The organism is Cytobacillus firmus NBRC 15306, from assembly GCF_001591465.1.
Taxonomy (GTDB): domain Bacteria; phylum Bacillota; class Bacilli; order Bacillales; family Cytobacillaceae; genus Cytobacillus; species Cytobacillus firmus.
Window position 1 is genome coordinate 22,774 of sequence record NZ_BCUY01000039.1, and the last position, 14,414, is coordinate 37,187.

Consider the following 14,414-nt stretch of genomic DNA (forward strand, 5'->3'; position numbering starts at 1 on the left):
CATTATGCAGATTAGTCGAACCACACTTCGTCTAATTTTACAGAAAAACAATTCCATCGGCAACTATGATTCGTATCTGTAAAAGAAAAGTCATTATTACATAGAAAAACCGGCCTCAAGCTGAGACCGGCTGATTGATTAATATTCAGGATATAAAGTGAAGCTGCCTGTTAAGGCTTCTACGCGTTGCGCCGCTTCCTGAAGCTTCCCTTCATCTTCATGATTTTTTAGTGTGAAGGCAATGATGGATGCAATATCCTGCATTTCTTTTTCGCCAAATCCGCGGGATGTAACAGCCGCTGTACCGATGCGGATGCCGCTTGTGACAAATGGGCTTTCCGGATCGAAAGGAATGGTGTTTTTGTTGACTGTAATGCCGACCTCATCAAGGACCTTCTCAGCTACTTTCCCTGTTAGGCCAAGGGAGCGGAGATCAACCAGCAGCAAATGGTTGTCTGTACCCTGTGATACAAGATCAATTCCTTCAGCCTGCAATGCTTCAGCAAGCTTTTTGGCATTCGAAATGATATTGCCTGCATAGGTTTTGAAATCATCCTGAAGTGCTTCGCCGAAAGCAACCGCTTTTGCCGCAATGACGTGCATTAAAGGACCGCCTTGGATTCCAGGGAAAATGGATTTATCAATTTTCTTCGCGTATTCTTCTTTGCAGAGAATCATGCCGCCGCGCGGTCCGCGCAATGTCTTATGAGTAGTAGTTGTAACAAAGTCCGCGAACGGAACCGGATTCTGATGAAGCCCAGCAGCTACAAGGCCTGCAATATGAGCCATATCAACCATCAGCATGGCACCGACTTCATCGGCAATTTCACGGAAACGCTTGAAGTCAATTTCACGCGGATAGGCACTTGCGCCCGCTACAATTAATTTCGGCTTAGACGTGCGGGCTTTTTCAAGAACATCTTCATAGTCGATGCGGTGTGTTTCTTTATCCACGCCATATTCGACGAAATTGTACTGCACGCCGCTGAAGTTAACAGGGCTGCCATGAGTTAAATGTCCGCCATGGGATAGATTCATACCAAGAACAGTATCTCCCTGCTCTAAAACAGTGAAGTATACGGCCATGTTTGCCTGTGCACCTGAATGCGGCTGAACGTTAACATGCTCTGCACCGAAAATTTCTTTCGCACGGTCACGGGCTAAATCTTCGACTACGTCCACATGCTCACAACCGCCATAATAGCGGCGGCCCGGATAGCCTTCTGCATACTTGTTTGTTAAAACAGAACCCTGTGCTTCCATTACCGCTTCACTGACAAAGTTTTCAGAAGCGATTAATTCAATCTTTGTTCTCTGACGTCCTAATTCTTCCTGAATCGACTTGAAAACCTGCTCATCCTGCTGTGCTAAATGCTTCATAAGAATCCTCCCTTTTCTCCAACACACTTTTAATGATGGCAAGCCTCTATGGGCTTTCCATTTCTATGTATCGATCTTTTTGTGAAAATTCTTTTTTATTTTAGCACGTTTTCTGAAAAAGTGACAGGCACCTATACCAGTTTGGCAGATTGGTATGGGTACCTGTCACCATCCTAATGGCGTGGAGGGTTCGGACTCTATTTACGGGAATTTGCTTTTTTCTGTCCGAAGTTGTGCTCGGTTCGGACTCTGAACCCCAGATTTCTGCTTTCTCTGTCCGAAGTTGGCCAAACTTCTGACTCTGGATCCCCGATTTCTGCTTTCTCTGTCCAAAGTTAATCCAAGTTCGGACTCATCCGACTGGTTTCCCCCTTTTTCTGTCCGAATGGCGGCCAGTAGATGAAACTAAAAAAATCAGAATCCAACCAGGATAAATTATTAAAGCCCCAATCACCAGGTGATTGGGGCAGCAAATTAATATTAAATCATCTGCAGGATTCATTCTCAGCGTTCCGTTCATAGATCGCCCGGACCCCGCCGATGAGTTTCGGCCTTGTTTTAGCCAGGGTGACGTGGGCCTCGCCGACTGATTTTTGGGAGGTCCTGATTGGAACAGCGACATGCTTCAGGTGCATGCCGATCAGTGTGTCGCCGATATCAATGCCGGCATCTGCCTTGATAAACTCGACCATGACAGGATCTTTGAAGTGTTCATAGGCGTATGTCGCCATCGCGCCGCCGGCCGTGCGGTGAGGAATGACAGCTACTTCATCCAGATTTCTTGCCTCGGCAACAGCCCGTTCAACAACTAATGCCCTGTTCAAATGTTCGCAGCATTGAAAAGCCAGAGCAGCCCCTGTGTCCTGGCGGAGCTTGTCCAGACGCTCAAAAATCATTTCAGCCACTCGTTCCGTTCCGGCTGTGCCTATTCGTTTCCCGGCGACTTCACTTGTGCTGCAGCCCACTGCAAGAAGATGCTTCTCACTTAAAGGAACTTGTTCGCTGAATTCACGTATGATTGCATCAAATTCTTTTTTCCATTGATCGATCAAAAAGCTCACCCTTTCGAAAGTTTACTTCGTTTCGTAAGCAGTAATCTTTCCGACACGGTTTTCATGGCGGCCGCCTTCAAAATCTGTTGAAAGCCATACTTTTGCAATTTCACGAGCCAGGCCTGGTCCTATCACTCGTTCACCCATAGCGAGGATGTTGCTGTCATTATGTTCACGGGTTGCTTTTGCACTGAATACATCATGCACAAGTGCACAGCGGATTCCCTTTACTTTGTTGGCAGAGATGCTCATGCCGATCCCAGTTCCGCAGATCAGAATGCCTTTATCGAATTCACCGCCCGCTACCTTTTCGGCAACAGGCAATGCATAATCCGGATAATCTACCGAAGTTTCGCATTCACAGCCGAAATCTTCATATTCAATGCCCATTTCATCCATTAGGTTTTTGATTTCTTCGCGGAGATTAAGTCCGCCATGATCTGATGCGATTGCAATTTTCATAATGAAACCCTCCAGTTTGAAGCGCTTTATTTTGACATTATGCTTTTATTTTGACACAAAACCTTGAAAATATAAAGAAAGGGAGCCACATTTTGGGCTCCCTTATAATTTAAATTTCGTTATGGTGCTATTTAATTTTTCTGCCTGTTCTTTTAGCTCGATGGCGAGCTTTTCCACATTGCCGATGACCGCAGTCTGGTGCTGGGTGGCAGCTGAAACCTCCTGTGCGCCTGCTGATGTTTCTTCCGCAATGGCTGCTACTTCCTGAGATTGGGTAGATGTATGCTGAATGCCTTCCATCTGGGAATCCACCAGTCCTGAAATGGCAGACACTGAAGCAGCCATTTCATTGACCACTTTCGCCATTTCCTCAATCACTTCATTTGTTTTCGTGCCTTTTTTCACTTCATTATTAGCAGTCTCCACCTGATATGAGATTTGCGTGACAACATTGCGGACCTCTTCCTGTATGTTCTGTATCAGCTCCGAGATGCCCTGGACCGCCTTAGCACTCTCATCTGCAAGCTTCCGCACTTCTTCAGCGACTACGGCAAATCCTTTGCCATGGTCACCCGCTCGGGCTGCTTCAATGGAAGCATTTAAAGCAAGAAGATTCGTCTGGGCTGCAATGTCACCGACCAGCTGTATAATCTGCTCTACCTTTACGGCATTTTGCTCAAGACGCTTTACTGTCTGAAGTGATTCCTCATTATCCTGGGCCAGTTTTTCTATGCCGGAAATAAGTGAATGGATCACCTTCTTTGATTCCATCAGGTCCTGAACCATTTCACCGGAAACATTTTGTGATGCTTTTGCTGTATCCTGGACTTCCTGGGCAATGCGCAGGACATCTTCCATGGATTCAGCTGTTGACTGAATGGACACGGCAGAACTATCTGCTCCCTGGGAAATCTCGCTGATGGTTCTGGCAATCGAGTCTGCCTGCTCTGCAGCTGCCGAGGACTCGGAGGACATCGCGATGACTTTTTCATTCGTTTCTTTGAAGTTCTCGTCAATTTTTTGAACCATATCTCTTAAATTGAAAAGCATATGATTGAATGCAATGCCTAATGAACGGATCTCATCATCCGACTTGGAAAGCTCTGCGTCCTGGCCTATATCCCCATTGGCAGCCATAAGAGCCGTTTTTTCAAGTTTCTGCAATGGTTTGATAATAAAGCCTGCAGCAAAAAAAGCAAGAACACCTGACCAGAAAATCCCCATTCCTAAGGTTAAAATAGTAAAAACAGCCTCTCCAAATGGAAGCACTTCTTCAATGCTTGGAAATAAAAAGTAAAGAAATACAGCACTTGTTGTGTATGTAATGATGGCCAGCGATGTGATGAATAATACGAGCTTTTTCCTAAGGTCGAATTTATAGCCCTTTTTCTCCCCCATTATGTTGTCCCCCTGATTAATCTTCTCTCTTGACGCGATCCAAAATTTGTTCAATCGCTTCATTCAGATCTTTAAATGTACTTCTATATATCTCAACCGGCCCCCCATATGGATCAATAATATCTCCCGCTGCTCCGGCAAACTCTTTTAATGTGAAGGTTTTGCCCTCGGCACCAGGAAACATGGACAGAATCGTATTTTTGTGGCCGGCTGTCATCGTTAAAATATAGGTCGCCCAATCTATTAAATTTTCACTCATACTGGATGATTGATGCTGAAGCGAAATTCCGTTCTCCTCCAGCACACTTTTCGTATTCGCGGACGCCTCACTCCCATCTGCCGCAAATACGCCAGCCGACTTCACTTCCACACCGGGAATCGATCTGCTTTTTAAAATGGCTTCTGCCATCGGGCTTCTGCACGTATTTCCCGTACAAACAAATAATACATTTGCCATAGAAACTCTCCCTTCTTTTATATCGGTTTAACCTCAAAAAACTTTATCCATACTTTTCTTACATTATAAGACAATTTTCCTATAACACCTATAGCTCCCATGCAAAAAAAGAAAAAGGGCAGCACGCACCCTTTCATTTTTCACAAAATATTAACATTTAAACACCGGTAGCATTCCCTACTCGGTATTCGACAAAATTCGGGCGGTGCCTGTCACCCTATTAAAAGCTTTACCCCAAAAGCCAGGAGGATGGCACCACCGAGAGCTTCGCTGTAGGAGCCGATCCAGCTTTGGACTTTTCTGCCGGTGAGGAGGCCTGCCCATGTTAGGATAGTGGCACCGGCTCCGAAGAAGACGAGTACCAGGAATGTTTTAGCTCCGTAGATTCCGAGGCTTAGGCCGACTGAAAAACTATCAAGGCTGACGCTCAGTGCAAAAATCAGCAGCCCTATGCCCACTGGCGTAATTAAGCTGTCTTCCTCATCCCTGAAGCTTGACCAAATCATCTGCACGCCTAATAAAAGGAGCAGCCCCCCGCCAGCATATCCGGCAATGGCTCCAAATGTATTTGAAAGGAATCTGCCTGCTATCATTCCCAATAAAGGCATCCAGACATGGAAAAGCCCAATGGTGATGCCGATTTTAGCTATTTGTCTGAGGCGGAGTTTGTACATCCCCATGCCAAGACCTACTGAAAAGGCATCCATTCCCAATGCGAATGCCATTAAAGCCAGTGTTAAAATTTCCCCGATCATCGCAGACATTTTTCCGCCTCCCTTGGACTTGCTAATTCAGCATATGCACGTCCAGGCGGATTTAGAATGCCCTTCCTCTTTTACAAAACAAAAAACCGCTTCATGACGAAACGGTTTCTTTATTATCTGCTAATGACCCTGTGTCCAGCCGCTTTCATCAGGCGGTTCATGATGGCATGCCCGACGCCTTCCCCCGGAAACATCTCACAGAAAATAACATCAGCATCTGTTGTATTGAAATATCTTAACGCTTCATAGAGGGAGCTTGCCACGGTCTCAAGCTTTTCCCGCTGCCCGCAGGCATACACATAGTCAGCATGATAGAATTCCCGGTTTTCCACTGTCGTCAGAACGCCAACTGAAAGACCTTCCTGCTTCTTATCCTCAACAAATTGCTGGATATCCTCTCTTGTTCCTTCTACTAAATAAAGAGGTGCATCCGGCGCATAGTGACGGTACTTCATGCCCGGAGATTTCGGCGCCTGGCTTTCATCCGCTAATGCCGGGTCTACGCTGACCTCTCCGACAACCTCTTCCAGCTGTTCTCTTGTAATGCCGCCCGGCCTTAAGATCACAGGCACTTCAGCCGTACAATCCACAACGGTTGATTCCACACCAACACCAGTCGGACCTCCATCCACTAATCCGGCAATTCTTCCATTCAGGTCTTCCCAGACATGGTCAGCCGTTGTCGGACTTGGCCGTCCTGACCGGTTCGCACTTGGAGCCGCAATGGGCAGCCCTGTTTTCTTCAGCAGCTCCAGGGCCACCGGATGATCCGGCATTCTCACAGCCACTGTGGATAAACCAGCCGTTGCATAATGGGAAAGAACACCTTCCTTTAGATTAAAAATGAGCGTAAGCGGTCCCGGCCAAAATTGTTCCATCAGCGTCTGCGCCTTTTGAGGAATTTCCGTTAAAAAAGCGTTCAGCTGAGCTTTATCAGCAATGTGGATAATCAGTGGATTATCACTCGGACGTCCTTTTGCCTCGAATATTTTTTTGACCGCTTCATCATTTTTCGCATTCCCGCCTAATCCATATACGGTTTCTGTTGGAAAAGCGACCACTTCATTATTTTTCAGCAGATCGGCAGCCTGTGAACACTGTGAATAACTATCTTCTTTATCCACACTGTTATCCACCGACCATCTTTTTGTAATCATTGTTATCCACCTTCATAAAAAATGTTTTTTTGCTGTCAAAATTCCTATGTTTTCGACATTTTTTTTGAACATTCCTTTGGAAAGTATAGTAGAAGAAGCTGGATAACTCAAGTCTTATCCACAAATTGTGTATAAATAAGACCGATTTGTGTATAACTTTGGCAAGATACCCACAATTCACATGGATAATTTCAAAAAGAAAGAGTTATCCACAGTCAGGATGTGTTTAACATGCTCTGACATGAATAATACTTCCGGCAAGTGTGCTGTTTCTTCCTCTTTGAAACCCAGCAGGCTGAAAAAGGCAAGTGAATTTCGTTTATTCGATGCGAGATACAGTGCCTCCATGCCCCGATCCCTGGCCAGCATTAATATTTGTTCAAACAAAATAAATAAATCTTTTTCAGTTGCTGTGGATGTCATCACAAGCGATCTCAAAAGACCGACCTTTCCATGGGGTTCAATTCCCAGGGTAGCCTTAATATCCCCCGAATCATTCTCCATAATTAAAAAATATTCAATTGCTTCCTTTATCCCGTCCGTACTTAAGTTTGCCGATTCCAGAAATGATGCCAGATTCTCCACATCTGAAGCATGAGCACATCTCACTACACCTGTTTCCATTTCTTCACCCCATTTTCTTATTGTTACTCTATGAATATGAAAAAATAGAAAAAGTAGAACTAGATTTTCAGAAAAGAGGAAGCACCTTGACGAAACACTATGATTTAAACATAAAACACGGCAGCTGTCTGATGCGGCTGCCGTGTTTATATTACTATCATATGCATATTTTCTGCGGCAGGTTTAGTCGTTCGAGTTGCCGCCTTTTCGGCCGATTTCTTCATAGAAATCGCGGTCATGATTTTCACTTGTTGCTTCTCCGCCTTTACGTCCAATTTCCTGGTAGAATTCCTTGTCATGATTTTCAGCTGTTGCTTCTCCGCCTTTGGAGCCGATTTCCTGATAGAATTCCTTATCATGGTTGCGGCTTGTTGCTTCTCCGCCCATGCGTCCCCGTTCCTCACGAGACATTTTATCGTTGTTATTATTGTTGTTTTTAGCCATAATCTTTCATCTCCTTTTTTGTTTGTGTTTTGTTGCTACACTCCTTTAAATATCCGTTTTTGGGAGAATCAAACGCATGAAAGAAAGATGTTATATGCTTGTCTTAATTGTAATTTGATTTCCAATTTTTAAAATGATTCTAAAAAGCGATGGGTTTGGGGTCGGGGTTTGGACTCTTCGGGTGCTTTTTCTCGCTTATGTGTGTAAAGTTGGCTCTGGTTCAGACTCTGGGGTCACTTTTCCTGCTCCTTCTGTCTGAAGTTAGACCTGATTCAGACTCTACGGTTGCTTTTTCCCCCTTTTGTGTCTGAAGTTGACACAGGTTCGGACTCTACGAGCGCTTTTCCCCCTTTTGTGTCTGAAGTTGACACAGGTTCGGACTCAAATTCCAGGTTTCCCGCCTGCTCTGTCTGAAGTTGAGCCGGGTTCAGACTCTATATCCACTTTTCCCGCTCCCACTGTCCGAAGCTGACTGTGGACCTGCCACAAAAAGAAAAACCCTGCTCTGCAGCAAGGCTTAACCAAAGATTTTCTCCCAAATTTCCACTAAGAAGAATTTTACTTCTACTGGTTCTTCATCTTCCTCTGTATAAACCGGAGGGGTTTCTTTTGCGGAGTCTGTGTCAGCCGCGACTTCTTCTGCTTGTACTACTCCCTTCTTTTCTCCTTCTTCAAATCCTTCGCTTACCGCTACTCCGTTTGAGAAGTCAAGGAAGCATAGAGGAGGGAATAGCACGCACCACCAGTTGGCGCCTTGTCCTTCGCCAAGAGTGATTAAGATTGCTTCGTATTCGCCTGCAGGATACAAGAATTGTCCGTATAATTTCGTCGGGAAACTGACTTTTCCAAAGTCGGCATTTACACTCTGGTTCGATCCTTCTTCAGCTACTACTTGTTCGGCAATCTTCTGAATCTCAGGCAATCTGGACTGGATCAGTTCGCGGGCATCTTCGATAGAAGTCAGCTCTGCCACCCACTCTGTGATTTCTGCATTTACTGCGTCCCTTACTTTTCTTTTAATCGCCTGGTCTTCTTCATTATCGCTATTGGCCAGAATGCGCAGCCTGATGGCCTCATTTGGTATTACCATCGGTTCATCAGCTGTCACTTCTGTCTGCGGTATATATAAACTTAAAATGGTTCCTAAGGATAAAATCAGTACATATAATTTCACAATCGTTTTTGTGTTCATCATTTCCGGCACCATCCCTTCACTATCCACAGTGTGGACAGGATGGCAGATTCTTAAACTATTAAAATTAATATTTTTCTAGTTTCTATTATTCGACAAAATTCGGGTGGTGCCTGTCACCCGATCTCCGCAAAAACCATCCGGTCTTTGCCGTTTATATCGTAGATGGTTTCGATATTGGCCTGTGGAAAAGTCTTTTGCAGTAGTGCAGAAACTGCTGCACTTTGGCCGACTCCTACCTCGAAACCGATGAGGGCACGGTCTTTGATGACAGCTGGCAGCTCTGCCATAAAGCGCTTGTATAGATCCAGTCCATCTTCCCCTGCAAAGAGGGCACGATGCGGCTCGTGCTTGGTGACTACATCTGACATCCACTCGATATCCCTTTCCGGTATATACGGAGGGTTTGATAGAATGATATCAAATTTCTTTCCTTTTGAGATGAGGGGCTGGAGAAGGTCTCCTTGGAAAAATTCGATTTTCGCGCCATTCTGTTCTGCATTTTTTTCAGCAAGCTCAAGGGTCGGCCCATAGATATCTGTGGCCGTGACCGTTAATTCCGGTTTCTCGAGCTTCATCGTAACAGCAATCGCTCCGCTCCCGGTGCCGATGTCCGCTAATTCAAGCCCATTTACAGTGCCAAACAGCTTGTTCATTTTCTGCAGAGCGTTATAAACCAGTTCTTCTGTTTCCGGCCTTGGAATAAGGACATCTTCATTCACCTGGAAGGTGCGGCCGTAAAACTCTTCAGATCCGATAATATACTGAACAGGCTGGCCCGCTGCGTGTGCCTGCACAGCTCTTTGGAATTCAGACAGGATTTCCGGATTCAGTTTTTCACGCAGATTAGCCAGAAAGCTTGCCCTGCTCATCTTCATAAAATGCTGCAATAGCAGCTCACCAGCATTCTCATCACGATTTGACGTCTTTAAAAAAGAAGAAGCCCAGTTGAGGGCTTCATATACTTTCATCGTTGAATTACTCATTGGATGCACTGTCCAGCTTGGCAGATTGCTCTTCCACGATAAGCGCGTCAATAACCTCATCAAGTTTTCCTTGAAGGATCTGATCAAGCTTTTGGATCGTTAAGCCGATGCGGTGATCGGTTACACGGTTTTGCGGGAAGTTGTACGTACGTATACGCTCAGAGCGGTCTCCGGTACCAACTGCTGATTTACGCTGCTGGTCATATTCCGCCTGTGCTTCCTGCTGGAACTTATCATAAACACGGGCACGAAGAACCTTCATCGCTTTTTCTTTATTTTTGATTTGTGACTTTTCATCCTGGCAGGATACAACCGTCCCTGTCGGCAAGTGAGTCAGACGAACAGCTGACATCGTCGTATTAACACTCTGTCCTCCAGGTCCGCTTGAAGCAAAGGTATCCACACGGATATCTTTTTCATGAATTTCGATTTCCACCTCTTCTGCTTCCGGAAGAACCGCAACCGTTGCCGTTGAAGTGTGAATGCGCCCGCCGGATTCGGTCTCCGGTACGCGCTGAACACGGTGTGCGCCATTTTCAAACTTAAGCTTGGAATATGCGCCATTTCCGTTGATCATGAAGATGATTTCCTTATAGCCGCCTACACCCGTAGAGCTGGCTTCAATGACATCGATCTTCCAGCCCTGCGTCTCGGCAAAGCGGCTGTACATGCGGTATAGGTCACCTGCAAATAAGGCAGCTTCATCACCGCCGGCTGCACCGCGGATTTCCATAATAACATTTTTATCATCATTCGGGTCTTTTGGAATAAGAAGGATTTTCAATCGTGCTTCCAGGTCCTCTTTTCTTTCCTCAAGCTCAGCCAGTTCTTCTTTTACCATTTCGCGCATTTCTGCATCCAGCTTCTCTTCAAGCATGGCACGCGCATCCTGATACTGCTCTTTCACTTCTTTATATTCGCGGTATGTGTCAACAGTTTCCTGAATACCGGACTGTTCTTTTGAATATTCGCGAAGCTTTTTCGGATCATTGACAATTTCCGGATCGCTCAAAAGCTCATTTAATCTTTCATAACGGTCCTCGACAGATTGAAGACGATCAAACACAGCCATTCACCTCAATTTTTTATCCAATAACCGCGGGATATTTCCCGGCGGGGTATAGTTAATTTTATTTTAAATCCGTAACAGCTTAACATTCTAATTATAGTATAGCTGATAGTTACAGTCAAAACGATTCATGGCTTTCTTTTCTCCAGGAATTTTCAGAAAAATCATTGCGGGATATTGCGATATCCGATATATTGGTTTTATGAAAAATAAAAACATTACACCTATCAAACGTTTGTCCCTTAGAGATGAAGTTTACGAAACACTTAAGAAAAATATTATCCAGCTTGTTTTTGAACCGGGTTCGCGCCTTCATGACAAGGAGCTTGCAGAAGACTTTGGGATCAGCCGCACTCCTGTCCGGGAAGCCTTAAAGCGGCTTGAGGATGAGGGGCTCGTTGTATCGACGCCCGGTTCATCAACCCGAGTCACACCTCTAAATGAAGAGGGTGCCAGCCACACCTTTCCTGTGGCAGCTTCCCTGCATGCTTTAGGTGCAAGGCTTGGCGTTCCCCGCTTAATGCCAAGTGATTTTGAAAGACTTGAGGCAGCCAATAAAAAGCTGGAGGCGGCCATGAAAAAACAGGATATTCTTAGTGCAGTACAAGCAGATGAAACCTTCCACGAGGTTTATCTTTCTGCTGCAAATAATCCCGAAATTATCTCTGCATTAAAGAGGATTATGCCCAAAATTCAGCGTCTGGAGATTGCTCAATTTGGATCATTGAATGGGCTGAAATCTGTTGAGCAGCACATGAGGATTATAGAAGCGAGCAGGCAGGGCCAGGAGCAGCTGGCATCCAGACTGGTGGAGGAAAACTGGCTGAGCCTTGGCGGGCTTTTAACAGGGAAATGAGGTGAACTCGTATGAAAGCTATTCTATTAGGTGTTTGCTCCGCCTTCTTCTTTGCTTTTACCTTTGTTTTGAACCGGGCAATGGAAATGGATGGCGGGAGCTGGCTATGGAGTGCATCGCTCCGCTATTTTTTCATGATTCCCCTCTTGGGTGCCATTGTGATATTCAGAGGAAATTTACGTTCATTATTTACTGAGATGAAAAAAGCTCCGGGGCAATGGCTGTTATGGAGCTTTATTGGCTTCGGTTTATTTTATGCTCCGTTATGTTTTGCAGCGGCCTATGGTCCCGGCTGGCTGATTGCCGGCACCTGGCAGATTACGATTATCTCCGGCTCCCTGCTTGCACCGCTGTTTTTTGTTGCCTTTCAAAATGGAAATGGAACTGCGAGGGTTAGAGGAAAAATCCCCATTCGAGGTTTGATGATGAGTCTGATTATCCTTCTTGGAGTTGCTGTGATGCAAGTCGAGCATGCCTCCTCCATTTCATTTCGCGATACGATGCTTGTAATCATACCTCTGGTTATCGCATCCTTTGCCTATCCGTTAGGCAACCGCAAAATGATGGATGTGTGCGAAAATCGGCTGGATGCCTACCAGCGTGTGCTTGGGATGACAATTGCCAGTCTTCCATTTTGGTTCATTCTATCAGCAGCCGCCCTGGCAACAAACGGAGTGCCCAGTTTCAGCCAGGTCACTCAGTCCGGATTAGTCGCCCTTTTTTCCGGCGTATTTGCTACAGTTCTTTTCTTTGCAGCCACCGACCTTGTCAGGGGCAATATGCAAAAGCTGGGAGCGGTGGAAGCAACACAATCTCTCGAGGTCCTTTTCGCTGTTCTTGGGGAAGTGGTGCTGCTGGCAAGCCCGCTGCCATCCGGAATTTCTTTGACAGGGATGGCCCTTGTGATTATTGGTATGGTGCTGCACAGTTATGTGACCTCGAACAAAGTCTTGTTGAAAAGAAAAGCTGCGTAAAAAAATGCCCTGGTAAGCAGGGCATTTTACGTGCGGTCTTCCTGAACCTTTACTTCAATATGATAACGGGGAAGAGCCTTGATCAGCATTTTGTGCAGTTGGGCTTGAGCATCAATTTTTTCCTGATGGGTCATATTGCCTCGCCGATAAGCTGTCACCCACATATCTTCTCCATTAACCCAGACAGCTCCAGGCCGAAATCCTTCATGTGCAGCAATCACCTTGCGGGCATGGTCGATATCATCCTGGTTATCCAGGCGCTTGCCGTCAAAATTGATAAAGTTCGGATTTTGGTCTCCGCTCATCGTCCGGTCCATTGTATCATTGTCCTCCGTGCGGTCCAAATCATTATTGATGAATGATACGCCATCCCGGCTCTCATGGTCATACTCACTTTCAGTTGCTTTATTGTTGGCACAGCCAGCCATAAATGCGAGCATCAGAAGGAATATACTCAGCTTCTTCATTTCTTCCACCTCCTTTTTATAGCATGTCCGCTAGAGGGAGGAATGTGCGGTCCAAAATAAGGCAGAGCTGGGGCGGGAAGGCATTGATGTTTGATTTGGCTGAAGACATGGCGGCCATTTGTCTTAGTTTGTATCTTGAAGTTGATTCAGATTCGGACTCTGACTCCCGGATTTTCGATTTTTGTGTCTGAAGTTAACTCAAGTTCGGACTCAGTCTCCCGGATTTTTGCTTTTTGTGTCTGAAGTTGACCCAAGTTTGGACTCACTCACGGATTTTTCGCGGATCTTCTGCTTTTCGGCTTCATGAACTCTTCATGTCGGCCAATTCTACTCGGCAAAATAAAAAAACTGCCCGGAACACACCAGGGCAGAGAGATCGTTAAGTATGAATTTATGATAAAAACTCGGTTGTCTTCTGTTTTTCTAAAACATTGGGTGATTTGGGGACTTCATGGTGATGGCGGCAGCGCGGTTCATATGCTTCTGAGGCGCCAACTAAAATAACCGGGTCATCATATGAAGCTGGATTTCCATTGATCAGGCGCTGTGTGCGGCTTGCAGGTGATCCGCAGACGGCACAGACGGCTTGAAGCTTTGTTACCAATTCTGCTATCGCCATGATGGCAGGCATTTGGCCAAACGGCTCCCCTCGGAAATCCTGGTCAAGTCCGGCAGCGATGACACGATGTCCGCTGTCAGCCAGGTGCTGAATGACTTTGACAATTTCATCATCAAAAAATTGCACTTCATCGATAGCAATCAAATCAGTTTCAGGTGTAATGTATTTAAAAATATCGGTAGACTGGGTCAGGGGTTTAGCTATGACCGAAGTTCCATTATGTGAAACGACAGCTTCATCACTATATCGGTTATCAATCTGCGGTTTGAATACAGCGATTTGCTGTTTGGCGAACTGAGCTCTGCGCACACGGCGAATCAGTTCTTCTGATTTGCCGGAGAACATGCTGCCGCAAATGACTTCCACCCATCCGTGATGATTCATAACGTACATGAACGGCCTCTCCTTCCTCGTTCTAACTAATAGAATGGCTTGTTTAATAACAAAATATAAAATTTTTTACGTGATAACTGTCCAGCTTCAGCGCCTACCCCCTCGAGGTCACAAGCCAAG

16 protein-coding genes are annotated in these 14,414 nt (G+C 45.6%); 2 read left to right on the forward strand and 14 right to left on the reverse strand.

Annotated elements, in window-relative coordinates:
* Positions 1 to 138: 138 nt before the first annotated feature.
* From glyA to prfA, 12 genes are all read right to left on the reverse strand, one after another.
* Positions 139 to 1,380, reverse strand: a complete 1,242-nt coding sequence (glyA, locus tag BFI01S_RS12335; RefSeq protein WP_061792889.1) for a serine hydroxymethyltransferase — start codon at positions 1,378 to 1,380, stop codon at positions 139 to 141.
* Positions 1,381 to 1,865: 485 nt separating this feature from the next.
* On the reverse strand, positions 1,866 to 2,432 hold the full coding sequence (locus BFI01S_RS12340; RefSeq protein ID WP_082804520.1) for a TIGR01440 family protein: 567 nt from the start codon (positions 2,430 to 2,432) through the stop codon (positions 1,866 to 1,868).
* Between the two features lie 21 nt (positions 2,433 to 2,453).
* Positions 2,454 to 2,894, reverse strand: coding sequence for a ribose 5-phosphate isomerase B (rpiB, locus tag BFI01S_RS12345; protein ID WP_035327960.1), 441 nt, complete (start codon positions 2,892 to 2,894; stop codon positions 2,454 to 2,456).
* Positions 2,895 to 2,996: 102 nt separating this feature from the next.
* Positions 2,997 to 4,292 (reverse strand): methyl-accepting chemotaxis protein, encoded by a 1,296-nt coding sequence (locus BFI01S_RS12350; RefSeq protein WP_061792891.1) that lies wholly within the window; start codon positions 4,290 to 4,292, stop codon positions 2,997 to 2,999.
* A 16-nt stretch (positions 4,293 to 4,308) separates the two neighbouring features.
* Entirely contained in the window at positions 4,309 to 4,749 is a 441-nt protein-coding gene (locus tag BFI01S_RS12355; protein ID WP_061792892.1) for a low molecular weight protein arginine phosphatase, read from the reverse strand.
* Between the two features lie 212 nt (positions 4,750 to 4,961).
* A complete protein-coding gene (locus BFI01S_RS12360; RefSeq protein ID WP_035327968.1) occupies positions 4,962 to 5,513 on the reverse strand; it encodes a manganese efflux pump MntP in 552 nt (183 codons plus the stop codon).
* A gap of 113 nt (positions 5,514 to 5,626) precedes the next feature.
* The gene (locus tag BFI01S_RS12365; protein ID WP_061792893.1) at positions 5,627 to 6,670 is read right to left on the reverse strand and encodes an L-threonylcarbamoyladenylate synthase; all 1,044 of its coding nucleotides are present in this window, start codon (positions 6,668 to 6,670) and stop codon (positions 5,627 to 5,629) included.
* Positions 6,671 to 6,847: 177 nt separating this feature from the next.
* Positions 6,848 to 7,294, reverse strand: a complete 447-nt coding sequence (locus BFI01S_RS12370; RefSeq protein WP_061792894.1) for a GNAT family N-acetyltransferase — start codon at positions 7,292 to 7,294, stop codon at positions 6,848 to 6,850.
* 183 nt (positions 7,295 to 7,477) lie between these two features.
* Positions 7,478 to 7,738, reverse strand: coding sequence for a KGG domain-containing protein (locus BFI01S_RS12375; RefSeq protein WP_061792895.1), 261 nt, complete (start codon positions 7,736 to 7,738; stop codon positions 7,478 to 7,480).
* Positions 7,739 to 8,255: 517 nt separating this feature from the next.
* Entirely contained in the window at positions 8,256 to 8,930 is a 675-nt protein-coding gene (gene spoIIR / locus BFI01S_RS12380; RefSeq protein ID WP_235831174.1) for a stage II sporulation protein R, read from the reverse strand.
* A gap of 116 nt (positions 8,931 to 9,046) precedes the next feature.
* The gene (gene prmC, locus BFI01S_RS12385; protein WP_061792897.1) at positions 9,047 to 9,901 is read right to left on the reverse strand and encodes a peptide chain release factor N(5)-glutamine methyltransferase; all 855 of its coding nucleotides are present in this window, start codon (positions 9,899 to 9,901) and stop codon (positions 9,047 to 9,049) included.
* Positions 9,902 to 9,908: 7 nt separating this feature from the next.
* On the reverse strand, positions 9,909 to 10,982 hold the full coding sequence (gene prfA / locus BFI01S_RS12390) for a peptide chain release factor 1 (protein WP_061792898.1): 1,074 nt from the start codon (positions 10,980 to 10,982) through the stop codon (positions 9,909 to 9,911).
* A gap of 205 nt (positions 10,983 to 11,187) precedes the next feature.
* Here prfA and BFI01S_RS12395 point away from each other — a divergent pair, with 205 nt between their 5' ends.
* Positions 11,188 to 11,841, forward strand: a complete 654-nt coding sequence (locus tag BFI01S_RS12395) for a GntR family transcriptional regulator (protein WP_061792902.1) — start codon at positions 11,188 to 11,190, stop codon at positions 11,839 to 11,841.
* A gap of 11 nt (positions 11,842 to 11,852) precedes the next feature.
* Positions 11,853 to 12,815 (forward strand): DMT family transporter, encoded by a 963-nt coding sequence (locus BFI01S_RS12400; RefSeq protein WP_061792899.1) that lies wholly within the window; start codon positions 11,853 to 11,855, stop codon positions 12,813 to 12,815.
* A 26-nt stretch (positions 12,816 to 12,841) separates the two neighbouring features.
* Here the strand turns inward: BFI01S_RS12400 and BFI01S_RS12405 are convergent, their stop codons facing one another.
* Both BFI01S_RS12405 and BFI01S_RS12410 read right to left on the reverse strand, forming a co-directional pair.
* Positions 12,842 to 13,282, reverse strand: coding sequence for a hypothetical protein (locus BFI01S_RS12405; protein WP_061792900.1), 441 nt, complete (start codon positions 13,280 to 13,282; stop codon positions 12,842 to 12,844).
* Positions 13,283 to 13,673: 391 nt separating this feature from the next.
* A complete protein-coding gene (locus tag BFI01S_RS12410; RefSeq protein WP_035327985.1) occupies positions 13,674 to 14,294 on the reverse strand; it encodes a thymidine kinase in 621 nt (206 codons plus the stop codon).
* Between the last annotated feature and the right edge of the window lie 120 nt (positions 14,295 to 14,414).

Bases quoted from the DNA above. Each gene is read 5' to 3' on its own strand.
- glyA (WP_061792889.1), bottom strand. From the start codon at position 1,380: ATGAAGCATTTAGCACAGCAGGATGAGCAGGTTTTCAAGTCGATTCAG.
- rpiB (WP_035327960.1), bottom strand. From the start codon at position 2,894: ATGAAAATTGCAATCGCATCAGATCATGGCGGACTTAATCTCCGCGAA.
- BFI01S_RS12350 (WP_061792891.1), bottom strand. From the start codon at position 4,292: ATGGGGGAGAAAAAGGGCTATAAATTCGACCTTAGGAAAAAGCTCGTA.
- BFI01S_RS12355 (WP_061792892.1), bottom strand. From the start codon at position 4,749: ATGGCAAATGTATTATTTGTTTGTACGGGAAATACGTGCAGAAGCCCG.
- BFI01S_RS12360 (WP_035327968.1), bottom strand. From the start codon at position 5,513: ATGTCTGCGATGATCGGGGAAATTTTAACACTGGCTTTAATGGCATTC.
- BFI01S_RS12365 (WP_061792893.1), bottom strand. From the start codon at position 6,670: ATGATTACAAAAAGATGGTCGGTGGATAACAGTGTGGATAAAGAAGAT.
- BFI01S_RS12370 (WP_061792894.1), bottom strand. From the start codon at position 7,294: ATGGAAACAGGTGTAGTGAGATGTGCTCATGCTTCAGATGTGGAGAAT.
- BFI01S_RS12375 (WP_061792895.1), bottom strand. From the start codon at position 7,738: ATGGCTAAAAACAACAATAATAACAACGATAAAATGTCTCGTGAGGAA.
- spoIIR (WP_235831174.1), bottom strand. From the start codon at position 8,930: ATGAACACAAAAACGATTGTGAAATTATATGTACTGATTTTATCCTTA.
- prmC (WP_061792897.1), bottom strand. From the start codon at position 9,901: ATGAAAGTATATGAAGCCCTCAACTGGGCTTCTTCTTTTTTAAAGACG.
- BFI01S_RS12395 (WP_061792902.1), top strand. From the start codon at position 11,188: ATGAAAAATAAAAACATTACACCTATCAAACGTTTGTCCCTTAGAGAT.
- BFI01S_RS12400 (WP_061792899.1), top strand. From the start codon at position 11,853: ATGAAAGCTATTCTATTAGGTGTTTGCTCCGCCTTCTTCTTTGCTTTT.
- BFI01S_RS12405 (WP_061792900.1), bottom strand. From the start codon at position 13,282: ATGAAGAAGCTGAGTATATTCCTTCTGATGCTCGCATTTATGGCTGGC.
- BFI01S_RS12410 (WP_035327985.1), bottom strand. From the start codon at position 14,294: ATGTACGTTATGAATCATCACGGATGGGTGGAAGTCATTTGCGGCAGC.